This window comes from Citrobacter sp. CRE-46 (assembly GCF_059615875.1).
The window spans coordinates 5,055,694-5,068,033 of record NZ_CM184341.1 but is presented as its reverse complement, the minus strand read 5'-3'; the positions used below and the strand labels follow the sequence as shown (position 1 = coordinate 5,068,033).

Below are 12,340 nucleotides of genomic sequence, written 5' to 3'. Positions count from 1 at the left end.
AGAGTACAGCTATGTATCACCTTCGAGTACCGCAAACAGAAGAAGAGTTGGAGCGTTACTACCAGTTTCGCTGGGAGATGCTGCGTAAACCGTTGCACCAGCCAAAAGGCTCCGAACGGGATGCCTGGGACGCAATGGCGCATCACCAGATGGTGGTGGACGAAGAGGGGAATCTGGTCGCGGTAGGACGTCTGTATATCAATGCGGATAACGAAGCCTCCATACGCTTTATGGCTGTTGACCCTTCCGTGCAGGAGAAAGGACTGGGTACGCTGATGGCGATGACCCTGGAATCTGTAGCGCGTCAGGAAGGGGTAAAGCGCGTAACTTGTAGCGCCCGTGAAGATGCGGTCGAATTTTTCGCCAAACTGGGGTTTGTGAGCCAGGGAGAGATCACCACACCGCAAACCACGCCGGTGCGCCACTTTTTGATGATTAAGCCCATCGCTACATTGGACGATATTCTCCATCGCGGCGACTGGTGCGGACAGTTACAGCAAGCCTGGTACGAACATATTCCCTTGAGTGAGAAAATGGGCGTGCGTATTCAACAGTATACCGGGCAGAAATTTATTACGACGATGCCCGAGACGGGGAATCAGAATCCGCACCATACTCTGTTTGCCGGGAGCCTGTTTTCTCTGGCCACGTTAACGGGGTGGGGGCTGATCTGGCTGATGCTGCGCGAACGTCATCTGGGGGGAACCATTATCCTTGCCGATGCACATATCCGCTACAGCAGGCCGATCACCGGGAAGCCTACCGCCATCGCCGACCTGGGCTCGCTGAGTGGCGATCTCGACCGTCTGGCGAGAGGGCGTAAGGCGCGTGTGAAGATGCAGGTCGAGGTATTTGGCGATGACTCGCCAGGCGTCGTGTTTGAAGGCACGTATATTGTCCTACCCGCGAAACCGTTTGGCGCGTATGAAGAGGGCGGGAATGAGGAAGAGTAGCTCCTCTAGCTGAAATGTAATATTGGGTTCATTTGCTGATGTAAAATGCGGATTATGAGAATGCCATAATCCGCATTTTGATAAAAAATCGCATGTTGTCGATGATTGTATTGACGGGTACCTTCCTTAATCTCAGAACGGTTGCGCCCCATCAAAGCGTTTTTCTCTAACAGTAAAAAAAGCTGTTCCATCTCAGTAGTGTATTTATCTGCCTGTTGATAACCGAATTTTCTCCAGGTGTATTCATAGATAGATTCAAAGTCTTCGACTGCCTGATTAGAGAGTTTATACATTCAGGCTGCGCTTTTTCCTTTGCGCGACCTCCTGTAGAGTCAGGTCGCTTGTGCCGCTGTGTATCCCATCCTCCAGCGCGTCGCGTAATGCGCTATTTCGCAATTCTTGTTCCTCCAGTAAACGTAATGCCGAACGGACAACTTCGCTGGTGGAACCATAGCGCCCACTTTCAATCATTTCGTTAACAAAACGATCGAGATGCTCGCCAATTGTAATGCTGGTAGTTCTGGGCATAGGTTTGTCCTCTGTGTTATCTATTCACACAAGATAGCACCCGTGGACGAAAATATGAACAAACTTACTGACCAAGCCGCCAGGCCATATCCCGCATGGCGCTTCGTGCCGCCTGGCTCACGCCTCCGAGCTGGAAAAAGCCATGAATGACACCGAGATAGCGCTGGCAAGTGCATTCCACACCCTGTTCCTGGAACCGTTGATACAGGGCCTCGCCTTCATCGCGCAGTGGGTCGAATTCGGCAGTAATGATGTGCGTGGGTGGCAGACCGGTGAAGTCTTCACGCCAGAGCGGACTGGCTTCAGGATGCAGTGGATCGGTTTGCGGCATATACATCTCGTAGCCTGAAAGCAGCGTGTCACGCGTGATAATGTAATCCTGCCCGTTACGGGCGTAGCTCTCAAATCTGGCGGTGGCGTCCAGCATGGGATAGATCAGCATCAGCTGTGCAGGTTGCCATTGACGGGCGGCTTTCAGGCGTAGCGCGGTGACCAGCGCCAGATGCCCGCCCGCGCTGTCACCGGCAAGCGTAATGTTCGCGCGGTCTATCCCCAGTTTATGGGCATATTTCCAGATAGTATTGGCTCCGGCTTCGGCATCGTTATGGGCTGCCGGGAAGGTGTGCTCTGGCGCAAGGCGGTACTGCACCGCAATTACGCGACAGCCGCTGTAAAAAGCTAACTGCCTTAGCTGGTTATCGTGAGTAGCAAAACCACCGCTGACAAAGCAGCCGCCGTGATAATAGATAACACAGGGTAGCTTTCCCATGGTGTCCCGTGGCGAAACCACGCGAAACGTCATGGCATCGAGTTCAATATCTTCAACCTGGACGCGGGTTTCTGTTTCCCCTGCCAGCATCGTACTGGCGATGTAGTTTGCTCTCCGGTCATCAATATTCTGCTTACGAGAAGAGGGGCGCCCCACCGCGATAAATTCCTCCACTAACTGCGCAATCCCGCTTTCCAGTGCCATTTTTATTCCCTTTTCTGTATGGATATACAGTTTTATAACCCGATTCGGTACGAATGAAAATGGAAAAATTGGGCTGCGTACGATTCTGGAAAGCGGCTCGCACATTAAATACCATCATTGGTTTCTGCGGTTTGAATTCTGTATTGTGAGAAAAACGCACTATACGCCATTGACGTATAGTCAATTTCTATTAATATAGTCCAATGGCGTACTGAAATGTTATTCATAGAAACGGAAATCTTCACTGAAGACGTCAAAAAATTACTGGATGATGATGAATACCGTAGATTACAGATATTCCTTGCGATTCAGCCCGATTGCGGCGATCTGATACAAGAAACGGGGGGCCTGAGAAAGGTTCGCTGGAGAGCGCGAGGGAAAGGAAAACGTGGCGGTGTGAGGATTATCTACTTTCATCAAATCAGACAATCACAAATTCGATTGTTGCTGATTTATCAGAAAGGGATCAAGGATGATCTGACTCCACAAGAAAAAGTACTGCTGCGGATGTTGAATGAGGGGTGGTAAATGGATAAGGCACTATTTGAGCGATTAACTCAAAGTATGGTTCAGATGAATGAGATTGCTGAAGGAACGCGGCAACCTTCCCGCACCTTTCATATCGACGCCATGAAAATAAAGGAAATCCGCCAGTCATCGGGATTATCACAGACCCGTTTCGCAGATTTGATATCGGTAAGTGTGGATACGTTGCGAAATTGGGAACAGGGGCGTCGTTCACCGACCGGTCCAGCAAAAGCGTTGTTACGCGCCATTGCCAACGATCCAAAACATGTCATTCAGGCGCTAAGATAACCCCCGGCAGCCAGGTTCACTTACCGAGGGAAGATCTTAAAACTTACTCCCCTTCACCCGGGAACAGGAACGGGTTGATGGAGCTGCGGGCAAAGCCTTCTTGCTCCATGTGGGCGTCCAGCATCAGTGACGCGAGGTCGTCGGCCACGGCCTCGACTTTCGGGTCTTTTTCCTGGTAGAGAATCTTCAGGTAAGTCCCGCAGTCGCCGCAGCTTTCCGCTTTAATTGCCGCCTGCTCGTTATCCAGCGACCAGTAGTTCAAATCGCGGCTCTGTTCGCAGTTGCTGCACTTCACGCGCACCACGTGCCATTCGGTTTCGCACAGGTTGCAGTGCAAATAACGTAGTCCCTGCGTTGTGCCGATTTGCACCACGCTGGAGACCGGCATCGAACCGCATACCGGACAGAACTGGCGTTGTTCGCCGTACTCAGCGCGCGCTTTGCCGGGGATCAGGCTTGCCATCTGTGCCCAGTAGAGCGACAGCGCAGCCCAAATAAACGGGGCTTTGTCGCTGCTGACGGAGGCAAAATCTGAGGCAAACAGCGCGCTGGCCATCAGCTCCAGTTCCTGCTCAGAGGCTTTTTCCAGATTCTCGATTACGGCCAGTGCAGGGCCGCTCATCTCCGGCTTCAGCTCAGCAATTAGCGATTGCAGCAGTTTTTGCCAATGTTTGTCGCGTGGCAGGACGTGGATATCCAGCGGCGGCTTGCCCTGATCGTTCGCTTCTTTGATACGAGCGGTCAGATCCATCTGCAGCGGATGATCGTACAGTACCACTTCTTGTGCGTGGGCGATCAGCGCGGCAAAGCGCAGATAATCGCCCAGCGGGTTGTTTTCGGCCAGCTCGCGCAGACGTTCAGCACGGCGGTTATACAAATTTTTGAGTCTGGGGAACAATAACGGCGGAATCATATCCGCCGTGCGTTTCTCGCTCGAACCCAGCTCATCTTGCGGGATTATGCGAATACTCATTCAGATGATTTTTCCTGTTTCTGGCGGACTTCACGGTACCAGCGCGGATGATGTTTCTTCGCCCACGATTTAGTAACCCATCCCTCCACCATCGCGGTAATGGTGCCTTTCACCCAAAGGGCGGCGTAAATGTGCACCATGATAACCACAATTAACGCTACTGCGGCAAATGAATGCAGCATTAACGCGAATCGGATCACCGGGATTGAGAAAGCAGGCGCAAAATACGGACGCCAGATGATCACTCCGCTCACCAGTAACAGCACCAGGAAGATAATCGCCGCCCAGAATACGCATTTCTGGCCGAAGTTATAACGTCCCGTGTCACCTACTTCCTCGTTGACGACAATCTTACGAATATTCTTCGCCCAAAAGATATCATCCCGATTGATTAGATTATGGTGCCAGTAACGGAAAAACATGATGATAAACGAGGCAAACATGATCACGCCGACAAACGGGTGCACAATTCGCGCCAGTTGCGGCGTGCCCATGATGTGCATCAGCCAGTTAAAAGACGGGAAGAGAAAACCCATCCCGCTCACTGCCGCCAGAATAAAGCAGAAGGCGGTTACCCAGTGGTTGATGCGTTCCGGCGCCGTGTAGCGCACGATGGTGTCACGTCGTTTCATTTGCGCACCTCGTCTTTCTCTTCATGCAGATTGTCTTCTTCCTCTTCCGCACGGTTTGGACCCACACCGACGTAGTGGAAGATACTGGCCGCAAACGTCGCTGCGAAGCCGACCGCTGCCAACGGTTTCCAGATGCCTTTCCAGAACTTCACGGTGGCGCTGATTTCCGGGTTCTCCGGCAGACCGTGGTACAGATTCGGCTTGTCGGCATGGTGCAATACGTACATCACATGCGTACCGCCAACGCCTGCCGGATCGTACAGGCCCGCGTTTTCGTAGCCACGCGTTTTCAGTTCCGCCACGCGCTCACCGGCCAGCGTTTTCATCGACTCTTTGGTGCCGAAATGAATCGCCCCGGTTGGGCAAGTTTTCACGCAGGCCGGTTCTTGCCCGACCACCACACGGTCGACGCACAGCGTACATTTGTAGACGCGGTTGTCTTCCGGGTTGAGGCGCGGCACATCGAACGGACAGCCAGCAATGCAGTAGCCGCAGCCGATGCACTGCTCGGACTGGAAGTCGACGATGCCGTTGGCATACTGAATGATTGCGCCTTCAGCCGGGCATGCCTTCAGGCAGCCTGGATCGGCGCAGTGCATACAGCCATCCTTGCGGATCAGCCACTCAAGTTTGTCGTTCTGTTCCACTTCCGAGAAGCGCATCACCGTCCAGGATTTGGCGGTCAAATCAGCCGGGTTATCGTACACCCCAACGTTGTTGCCCACTTCATCACGGATGTCGTTCCACTCGGAACACGCAACCTGACAGGCTTTACAGCCGATGCAGGTCGTGACGTCGATAAGTTTCGCCACCTCTTCCTGGTGATCCCGCGCCTGAGGCGCGGGGGTGAAACCGTTAGTGGCGGATCGACGAATGATGTCTTGCGATTGATAAGCCATAGGTCGTCTCCGTTACACCTTTTCCACGTTCACGAGGAAGGACTTAAATTCCGGCGTCTGCGTGTTCGCATCACCGACGAATGGCGTTAACGTGTTAGCGATAAAGCCTTTTTTCGCCACACCTTCGTAGCCCCAGTGAATCGGAATACCGATGGTATCGATATCCTTACCGTTGGCCTGTAGCGTACGAATACGTTTGGTCACCACTGCTTTGGCCTTGATGTAGCCGCGGTTAGAGGAAACTTTAACGGTATCGCCATGGGAGATGCCGAGCTTATTCGCCAGCTTCTCGCCAATTTCCACAAACTGCTCCGGCTGGGCGATGGCGTTCAGCAACGCATGCTTGGTCCAGTAGTGGAAGTGCTCGGTCAGACGATAGGTTGTACCGACATACGGGAACTTATCCGCTTTACCCAGCGCTTCCGCGTCACCTTTAAAGATACGCGCGGCAGGGTTAGAGATAACGTTCGGGTGCAGCGGGTTAGTGCCGAGCGGCGTTTCAAACGGCTCGTAGTGTTCCGGGAATGGTCCTTCCGCCATCTTATCAATAGCAAACAGGCGTCCCATCCCTTCCGGCTGCATGATGAACGGCCCAACGTCAGTACCCGGTGCGGCGGCGCTATAGTCTGGAATATCCATCCCGCTCCATTTCGCGCCATCCCATTTCAGGATCTGACGTTTTGGATCCCACGGATTCCCCTGCGGGTCTGCGGAAGCACGGTTATAAAGAATGCGGCGGTTAAGCGGCCATGCCCAGGCCCAACCCAGCGTATTGCCAAGGCCCGACGGGTCGGCGTTATCGCGTCGCGCCATCATATTACCTTCCGGCGTCCAGCTACCGGCAAAAATCCAGCAGCCGCTGGAGGTCGTGCCGTCATCACGCAGTTGGGCGAACGAGCTGAGCTGTTGGCCTTTCTTGACGATTACCGCGCCGGTTGCCGGGTCGATAATATCAGCCAGCGCTTTCCCGTTGCTCTCCATCGCCACTTCTTCCGAAGCCGGTTCATGCGGTGTGGAGTAGTTCCAGGTCATGCTCAGCACCTGTTCCGGGTTCGCGCCACCTTGTTCGGCATACATCTTGCGCAGACGCAGGAAGATACCGGCGAGGATTTCGCCATCGGTTGCGGCAATCCCTGGGGCATCCGCGCCTTTCCAGTGCCACTGCAGCCAGCGACCAGAGTTGACGATCGAACCGTTCTCTTCGGCAAAGCAGGTGGACGGCAGACGGAATACTTCGGTCTGGATTTTCGACGGATCAACATCGTTCGACTCACCATGGTTCTGCCAGAAGGTGGAGGTTTCCGTGTTGAGCGGGTCGATAGTGATCAGATACTTCAGTTTGGACAGTGAAGCCACGACCTTGTTTTTGTTCGGGAATGAGGCGACCGGGTTAAAGCCCTGGCAGATATAGCCATTCACTTTGCCCTGGTTCATCATCTCGAAGTACTGCAGGACGTCGTACCCTTTATCCCACTTCGGCAGCCAGTCGAAGCCCCAGCTGTTTTCCGCTGTCGCTTTATCGCCAAAGAAGGCTTTCATCATCGAAACGAAGAATTTCGGGTAATTGCCCCAATAGTTTACCTGGCCTTCCAGCAGCGGTTTTGGCGTGTTGGCGGCAAGGTAGGTTTGCAGGTCGGTCTGTTTTTCGCTTGGCAGCGTCAGATAACCCGGCAGACTCTGTGACAGCAGACCAAGATCGGTCAGTCCCTGAATGTTGGAGTGACCACGCAGGGCGTTAACGCCGCCGCCGGCCATGCCCATATTGCCGAGGAGCAACTGGATCATCGCCATCGTACGGATGTTTTGCGCACCCACGGAGTGTTGCGTCCAGCCCAGCGCGTACAGGAACGATGCGGTTTTGTCTTTGGCGCTGGTTTCTGCAATGTATTCACAGACCTTCAGGAAATCGGCCTTCGGCGTACCGCAGATATTCTCTACGACCTCCGGCGTATAGCGGGAGACGTGCTGTTTGAGCAGGTTCCATACACAGCGCGGATGTTGCAGAGTCACATCGCGTTTGGCGAAGCCGTTTTCATCCAGCTCATAGTTCCAACTGGTTTTGTCATACTTGCGTTTGTCCGCGTCGTAGCCGGTAAACAGGCCATCTTCGAAGCCATAATCCTCACGCACGATCAGGCTGGCGTTGGTATAGGCCTCGGTATATTCGCGGTTGAATTTTTCGTTATTCAGCAGGTACAGCATGACGCCTGACAGGAAGGCAATGTCAGTACCGGAACGAATGGGGGCATAGAAATCAGCCACCGCTGCGGTGCGCGTAAAGCGAGGATCAATGACAATCAGCTTGGCGCCGTTGTGAATTTTCGCTTCCATCGCCCAGCGGAACCCGACCGGGTGAGCTTCAGCGGCGTTACCGCCCATCACCACAACGAGGTTGGCGTTTTTAATGTCGACCCAGTGGTTGGTCATCGCACCGCGACCAAATGTTGGAGCAAGACTTGCTACCGTTGGTCCGTGTCAGACACGCGCCTGGTTGTCGACCGCGAGCATACCCAGCGCGCGGGAGAATTTTTGCGTCAAATAGCCGGTTTCGTTACTGGAAGCGGATGCACACAGCATCCCGGTAGAAAGCCAGCGGTTAACGGTTACGCCTTCGGCGTTTTGTGCAACGTAGTTAGCGTCGCGGTCTTCTTTCATCAGCTTAGCGATGCGGTCGAATGCCTCATCCCAGCTAATTTGCTGCCACTTATCTGAGCCTGGTGCGCGGTATTCCGGGAATTTCAAACGGCTTTCAGAGTGGATGAAGTCCACAAGACCTGCGCCTTTCGGGCACAGCGCGCCGCGGTTCACCGGGTGATCCGGGTCCCCTTCAATATGGAAGATGGATGCTTTGGCGTTTTTTGCTCCGTCACCGAGGCTGTACATTAACAGCCCACAGCCAACGGAACAGTAGGTGCAGGTGTTACGGGTTTCGCGGGTGCGCAGCAGTTTATATTGCCGTGTTTCCGCGAGCGCTACACCGGGTGCAAAGCCCAGTGCTGCTGCCGTGGTGCCTGCCATACCGCCAGCGCAGATCTTAAAGAACTGCCTTCTGCTGACCTGCATGGTTTGCTCCTTGTTTCGACATTGTCACATTCCCTTCGCATTTCTGCCATGCCAACGCGTGGGAAGTGGTTGTTATTTTTCTTTGCGGACGGGACCGCAAAGGTCCAGAATTGGGTGAATTTCCCTCCGTCCAGGAGGGATTTGTAAAGAATACCACAATGTTGGTATGCGTGTTCCAATATGGTTAAAAGAAAGTGAATAAGATTATTCAAGAAAACATTAAGAATGTGACATCTCCGACAGGATCGCGCCAATTGACGCTCTGGAAGCGCGAGGATTTGCAACATCCTCAGCCTGATGAGGTCGCTGAAGAAGTGCCTGTTGCGCTGGTCTATAACGGAATTTCACATGTGGTGATGATGGCGTCACCGAAAGATCTTGAGCATTTCGCGATGGGTTTTTCACTTTCTGAAGGCATTATTGAGTCCCCGCAAGATATTTACGGGATGGACGTGGTTCCTTCCTGCAACGGATTAGAAGTTCAGATTGAGCTATCCAGCCGCCGTTTTATGGGGTTGAAGGAGCGTCGTCGCGCACTGGCTGGTCGCACCGGTTGTGGCGTTTGCGGCGTGGAGCAGCTCAATGACATCGGCAAACCGGTCCAGCCTCTGGCATTTACCCAGACATTTGATCTGACGCTCCTCGATAACGCCTTAAGGCATCTCCATGATTACCAGCCCGTGGGGCAACTGACCGGCTGCACGCACGCGGCGGCATGGGTACAGCTTTCAGGTCATCTGGCAGGTGGACATGAAGACGTTGGGCGTCATGTCGCGCTGGATAAACTGCTGGGGCGTCGGGCGCTCGAAGGGGAAACCTGGCAACAGGGCGCGGTATTAGTTTCCAGCCGCGCCAGCTACGAGATGGTGCAGAAGTCGGCAATGTGCGGCGTGGAGATTTTGTTTGCCGTTTCTGCGGCGACAACGCTCGCGGTGGAAGTTGCCGAACGCTGTAACCTGACGCTGGTGGGTTTTTGCAAACCAGGCAGGGCGACAATCTATACGCATCCGGAGCGTCTGATCGCGAAGTGACGCCACCAGGCGGCCAGGATACTGCCTGAAAATGCCAGTTCCATTATTACGGCAACGGGCGAGCCGACAATCACATTGTTCAGTAGCCAACACAGACTGCCGCACAATGTGTATCCGCGTAGTTTCCCACTGCGTTTTTGAAACGACGCAAAGGTCATCAGCAGGCTTCCCATCAGCGGCAAAATGCTCGACAGGTTTTGCCAAAGATAAACGCTACACAGCAGCGACCCCAGCATAAAACCCCACATAGCCCAGCGGTGAAACGTGACGATGGCCGTCGCGTAGCGGCATGCGGCGATGACCATTAACCCAGCCGCAGCATCTTGATCCAAAAGGGAGAAATGGATAGCGAGCAGGGAAGTTGAGGTGGTGAGCAGAGATAAGGTGATGGCCCGGCGTTGAAAATGAAAAGCGGAAATATCCAGCAAGAAGCTGATACCGGCCAGAATCTGAGAGAGAAGAAATGCGTTCATAATGTGCGCCAACCGTTGCAGAGTGGCGGGACAATACTCGACGCATTCACATAAGGCGTTAGCTTTTGTTAAGGCGCTGGCGAATACGAGACAGGCTAACGGGATTAATACCGATATAGTTGGCGAGATCGCGCTGAGTGAGCTGCGACTCCCAGTCCGGGAAGTGTGTTTGTACATACCGGTAGCGCTGCTCTGGGGTATTGAGCAGTAGCATTTGCTCTTTTTTCTCTTTGTAGATCAATTGCTGAATCAGTAGCTGGGTCTTAATATCCTGATTTTCCGGCGCATCCAGCAAAGCCAAAGAAATTTCGCTGGTTTCTCCTGCGGTAATCATTTGCAGACTGTAATCAGCAGGCGTTTTGGTCAGCCAGTTCAGGTACAGAAAGCAGTACTCCCCGGCAAAGTAGAACTCTTTAACCCGTTCTGAGCCATGTGGAGAGTGGTAAACCGCGCGAGCAACGCCTTGATGCAGAACGTATATCTTGTTTTGAGGCTCACCCTGGCGATGCAACCAGGCACCCGCGGGTTGTCGCTTTTTTCGACAGCCTGACAACAATGTTTGCTTGTGTTCAATTGACATTTTATTACTCAAATAATTTGAATAAGATTGGCAAATCCTTCCGCTTTTAGTTGTGTGATGAGATGGCTATTATTTATCACATCAAGGCACGGTGCCTTACTCAAACAACTAAGTTAAAGGGTTTATATCATGAAAAGCATCAAAACTTTTGTCGCAGTTATCGCTCTGGCTACTTCTTTCGGTTCATTCGCTGCTCAGACTGTTACCGCAACGGGTTCTACGCTGGAAAGTGCTGAAGCAAGCATTGCCGCTCAGGCTGAACGTGCAGGCGCCAGCGATTATAAAATCACCCAGGCTTACACCGGTAACCGCGTGCACATGACCGCTGAACTGCTGAAATAAGATACCTCAGTACTGTAGAAAGAGCGCCTTTGAGGCGCTTTTTTAGTTTATGCCCGCCATCCTCAACAGCGCGGTCACCACAGCGGCGGCAACGATCACCACGATCAGCGGCATTTTGCGCCAGGCGAGAAAGACCGCGAAGCCAACCCCAAGAACACGCGCCATTCCAGCAAAGTGTTCACCTTCATAAAAGGTGGTTGCCAGCGCGACGGAAAACAGCAATACCGTTGCGGCATCAGAAAGCAGGGCCTGCGAGCGTTCCGAGAACGCTAAACGACTCCCCAGTTTTGCTCCGCCTAAACGCATTAAATACGTTCCCAGAGATAATATGGCGATACCAACGATAAACAGCGTCATGTTGCCCATTATTTTTTCCTCGTCAGTAAACCAAACAGTGAGAGCAGTACCGGCAGGCCCACCGGCGCGAAAGGTATAGATGCGAGCGACAGCGCGGCACCGCTACAGGCGCGGATCAGCGTGGTCCGATTTTTAAAGGCCGGAACCACTAACGCCAGCAAAATAGCCGGGAAAACGGCATCCAGACCGATGGTTTCCGGGGCCGGGAGCAGTTTACCGACACCTGCGCCAATCAGCGTGCCAATTGGCCAGAAAATGGCGACGCCCAGGCCGCATAGCCAGTAGGCGGCTTTACGCTGTTCCGGCGTTTTTTGCGACAGGCCGAACACTACGCTTTCGTCGTTCATGATATGGCAGCCGAGGAAACTGGCGGCCCGGGAGCCCACCAGGTCACGCACCGTGACGCCAAACGGCACGTGCCGGGCGTTCACCAGTAAACCGGCAGCCGCCGCCGCCAGTGGGTTACCGCCGCTGGCGACGATGCCGATAAACATAAACTCGGACGCGCCTGCCAGTACCGTAATTGAAAGCACAAACGGTACCCACAGCGGGAAACCGTAAGCCATCGCCAGCGAGCCATATGACATGCCGACAACGCCGACGGCCAGACAGACGAGAAATATTGCTTTCAGCGTGTCGCCTTTGAGACAGGAAAAATAATGTTTCATACCATTTTAGCCATATCGAACGAATTTCCATTATAATGAACGCAACCATTTA

16 protein-coding genes are annotated in these 12,340 nt (G+C 53.3%); 5 read left to right on the top strand and 11 right to left on the bottom strand.

Annotated features, from left to right (window positions below):
* The first annotated feature begins 11 nt into the window (after positions 1 to 11).
* Positions 12 to 953 carry a fatty acid biosynthesis protein FabY gene (fabY, locus tag AC534G_RS24560; protein ID WP_032940213.1) on the top strand — a complete coding sequence of 314 codons (942 nt, stop codon included), beginning with the start codon at positions 12 to 14 and terminating at the stop codon, positions 951 to 953.
* A 5-nt stretch (positions 954 to 958) separates the two neighbouring features.
* On the opposite strand, the gene AC534G_RS24555 is transcribed toward fabY, so the two are convergent.
* The 3 genes from AC534G_RS24555 to AC534G_RS24545 form a co-directional block, all read right to left on the bottom strand.
* On the bottom strand, positions 959 to 1,246 hold the full coding sequence (locus tag AC534G_RS24555; protein ID WP_085049709.1) for a type II toxin-antitoxin system RelE/ParE family toxin: 288 nt from the start codon (positions 1,244 to 1,246) through the stop codon (positions 959 to 961).
* Complete coding sequence (locus AC534G_RS24550; RefSeq protein WP_069324888.1) at positions 1,239 to 1,481, bottom strand: type II toxin-antitoxin system ParD family antitoxin; 243 nt, start codon at positions 1,479 to 1,481, stop codon at positions 1,239 to 1,241. Before AC534G_RS24550 ends, AC534G_RS24555 begins: the two co-directional genes overlap by 8 nt.
* A gap of 64 nt (positions 1,482 to 1,545) precedes the next feature.
* Positions 1,546 to 2,454 (bottom strand): alpha/beta hydrolase, encoded by a 909-nt coding sequence (locus AC534G_RS24545; protein WP_110496332.1) that lies wholly within the window; start codon positions 2,452 to 2,454, stop codon positions 1,546 to 1,548.
* 216 nt (positions 2,455 to 2,670) lie between these two features.
* On the opposite strand from AC534G_RS24545, the gene AC534G_RS24540 reads away from it, so the two are divergent.
* Together AC534G_RS24540 and nadS are read left to right on the top strand one after the other, a co-directional pair.
* Positions 2,671 to 2,982: a type II toxin-antitoxin system RelE/ParE family toxin gene (locus tag AC534G_RS24540; protein WP_110496330.1), complete on the top strand. Its 312-nt coding sequence runs from the start codon at positions 2,671 to 2,673 to the stop codon at positions 2,980 to 2,982.
* Positions 2,983 to 3,270 carry a NadS family protein gene (gene nadS, locus AC534G_RS24535; RefSeq protein ID WP_038635893.1) on the top strand — a complete coding sequence of 96 codons (288 nt, stop codon included), beginning with the start codon at positions 2,983 to 2,985 and terminating at the stop codon, positions 3,268 to 3,270.
* 43 nt (positions 3,271 to 3,313) lie between these two features.
* On the opposite strand, the gene fdhE is transcribed toward nadS, so the two are convergent.
* From fdhE to fdnG, 4 genes are read right to left on the bottom strand one after another with little or no spacing between them, the layout of a single operon-like run.
* Positions 3,314 to 4,243, bottom strand: a complete 930-nt coding sequence (gene fdhE, locus AC534G_RS24530) for a formate dehydrogenase accessory protein FdhE (RefSeq protein ID WP_006686145.1) — start codon at positions 4,241 to 4,243, stop codon at positions 3,314 to 3,316.
* Positions 4,240 to 4,875, bottom strand: coding sequence for a formate dehydrogenase cytochrome b556 subunit (gene fdoI / locus AC534G_RS24525; RefSeq protein ID WP_038635897.1), 636 nt, complete (start codon positions 4,873 to 4,875; stop codon positions 4,240 to 4,242). Before fdoI ends, fdhE begins: the two co-directional genes overlap by 4 nt.
* The gene (gene fdoH, locus AC534G_RS24520; RefSeq protein WP_003028691.1) at positions 4,872 to 5,774 is read right to left on the bottom strand and encodes a formate dehydrogenase O subunit beta; all 903 of its coding nucleotides are present in this window, start codon (positions 5,772 to 5,774) and stop codon (positions 4,872 to 4,874) included. The genes fdoI and fdoH overlap by 4 nt, the downstream gene beginning before the upstream one ends.
* Positions 5,775 to 5,786: 12 nt before the next feature.
* Complete coding sequence (gene fdnG / locus AC534G_RS24515; protein ID WP_137350704.1) at positions 5,787 to 8,837, bottom strand: formate dehydrogenase-N subunit alpha; 3,051 nt, start codon at positions 8,835 to 8,837, stop codon at positions 5,787 to 5,789.
* A gap of 194 nt (positions 8,838 to 9,031) precedes the next feature.
* Here fdnG and fdhD point away from each other — a divergent pair, with 194 nt between their 5' ends.
* Complete coding sequence (gene fdhD / locus AC534G_RS24510; RefSeq protein ID WP_110496328.1) at positions 9,032 to 9,868, top strand: formate dehydrogenase accessory sulfurtransferase FdhD; 837 nt, start codon at positions 9,032 to 9,034, stop codon at positions 9,866 to 9,868.
* Here fdhD and AC534G_RS24505 read toward each other — a convergent pair.
* Entirely contained in the window at positions 9,835 to 10,341 is a 507-nt protein-coding gene (locus AC534G_RS24505; protein WP_085049713.1) for a YgjV family protein, read from the bottom strand. The genes fdhD and AC534G_RS24505 overlap by 34 nt on opposite strands.
* A 58-nt stretch (positions 10,342 to 10,399) precedes the next feature.
* Entirely contained in the window at positions 10,400 to 10,921 is a 522-nt protein-coding gene (locus tag AC534G_RS24500; protein ID WP_110496326.1) for a Crp/Fnr family transcriptional regulator, read from the bottom strand.
* 129 nt (positions 10,922 to 11,050) lie between these two features.
* Between AC534G_RS24500 and AC534G_RS24495 the strand changes: the two genes are divergently transcribed.
* Complete coding sequence (locus tag AC534G_RS24495; RefSeq protein ID WP_038635907.1) at positions 11,051 to 11,263, top strand: YdgH/BhsA/McbA family protein; 213 nt, start codon at positions 11,051 to 11,053, stop codon at positions 11,261 to 11,263.
* 42 nt (positions 11,264 to 11,305) lie between these two features.
* Here AC534G_RS24495 and AC534G_RS24490 read toward each other — a convergent pair whose 3' ends face one another.
* Positions 11,306 to 11,629: an AzlD domain-containing protein gene (locus tag AC534G_RS24490; protein WP_038635909.1), complete on the bottom strand. Its 324-nt coding sequence runs from the start codon at positions 11,627 to 11,629 to the stop codon at positions 11,306 to 11,308.
* On the bottom strand, positions 11,629 to 12,288 hold the full coding sequence (locus AC534G_RS24485; protein WP_038635911.1) for an AzlC family ABC transporter permease: 660 nt from the start codon (positions 12,286 to 12,288) through the stop codon (positions 11,629 to 11,631). Before AC534G_RS24485 ends, AC534G_RS24490 begins: the two co-directional genes overlap by 1 nt.
* Between the last annotated feature and the right edge of the window lie 52 nt (positions 12,289 to 12,340).

What these genes read in the sequence shown, in the direction of transcription:
- AC534G_RS24495 (WP_038635907.1), top strand. Translation starts at nt 11,051, where the DNA reads ATGAAAAGCATCAAAACTTTTGTCGCAGTTATCGCTCTGGCTACTTCT.
- AC534G_RS24485 (WP_038635911.1), bottom strand. Translation starts at nt 12,288, where the DNA reads ATGAAACATTATTTTTCCTGTCTCAAAGGCGACACGCTGAAAGCAATA.
- nadS (WP_038635893.1), top strand. Translation starts at nt 2,983, where the DNA reads ATGGATAAGGCACTATTTGAGCGATTAACTCAAAGTATGGTTCAGATG.
- AC534G_RS24505 (WP_085049713.1), bottom strand. Translation starts at nt 10,341, where the DNA reads ATGAACGCATTTCTTCTCTCTCAGATTCTGGCCGGTATCAGCTTCTTG.
- AC534G_RS24500 (WP_110496326.1), bottom strand. Translation starts at nt 10,921, where the DNA reads ATGTCAATTGAACACAAGCAAACATTGTTGTCAGGCTGTCGAAAAAAG.
- fdhE (WP_006686145.1), bottom strand. Translation starts at nt 4,243, where the DNA reads ATGAGTATTCGCATAATCCCGCAAGATGAGCTGGGTTCGAGCGAGAAA.
- AC534G_RS24550 (WP_069324888.1), bottom strand. Translation starts at nt 1,481, where the DNA reads ATGCCCAGAACTACCAGCATTACAATTGGCGAGCATCTCGATCGTTTT.
- fabY (WP_032940213.1), top strand. Translation starts at nt 12, where the DNA reads ATGTATCACCTTCGAGTACCGCAAACAGAAGAAGAGTTGGAGCGTTAC.
- AC534G_RS24545 (WP_110496332.1), bottom strand. Translation starts at nt 2,454, where the DNA reads ATGGCACTGGAAAGCGGGATTGCGCAGTTAGTGGAGGAATTTATCGCG.
- AC534G_RS24540 (WP_110496330.1), top strand. Translation starts at nt 2,671, where the DNA reads ATGTTATTCATAGAAACGGAAATCTTCACTGAAGACGTCAAAAAATTA.
- AC534G_RS24555 (WP_085049709.1), bottom strand. Translation starts at nt 1,246, where the DNA reads ATGTATAAACTCTCTAATCAGGCAGTCGAAGACTTTGAATCTATCTAT.
- AC534G_RS24490 (WP_038635909.1), bottom strand. Translation starts at nt 11,629, where the DNA reads ATGGGCAACATGACGCTGTTTATCGTTGGTATCGCCATATTATCTCTG.
- fdoI (WP_038635897.1), bottom strand. Translation starts at nt 4,875, where the DNA reads ATGAAACGACGTGACACCATCGTGCGCTACACGGCGCCGGAACGCATC.
- fdoH (WP_003028691.1), bottom strand. Translation starts at nt 5,774, where the DNA reads ATGGCTTATCAATCGCAAGACATCATTCGTCGATCCGCCACTAACGGT.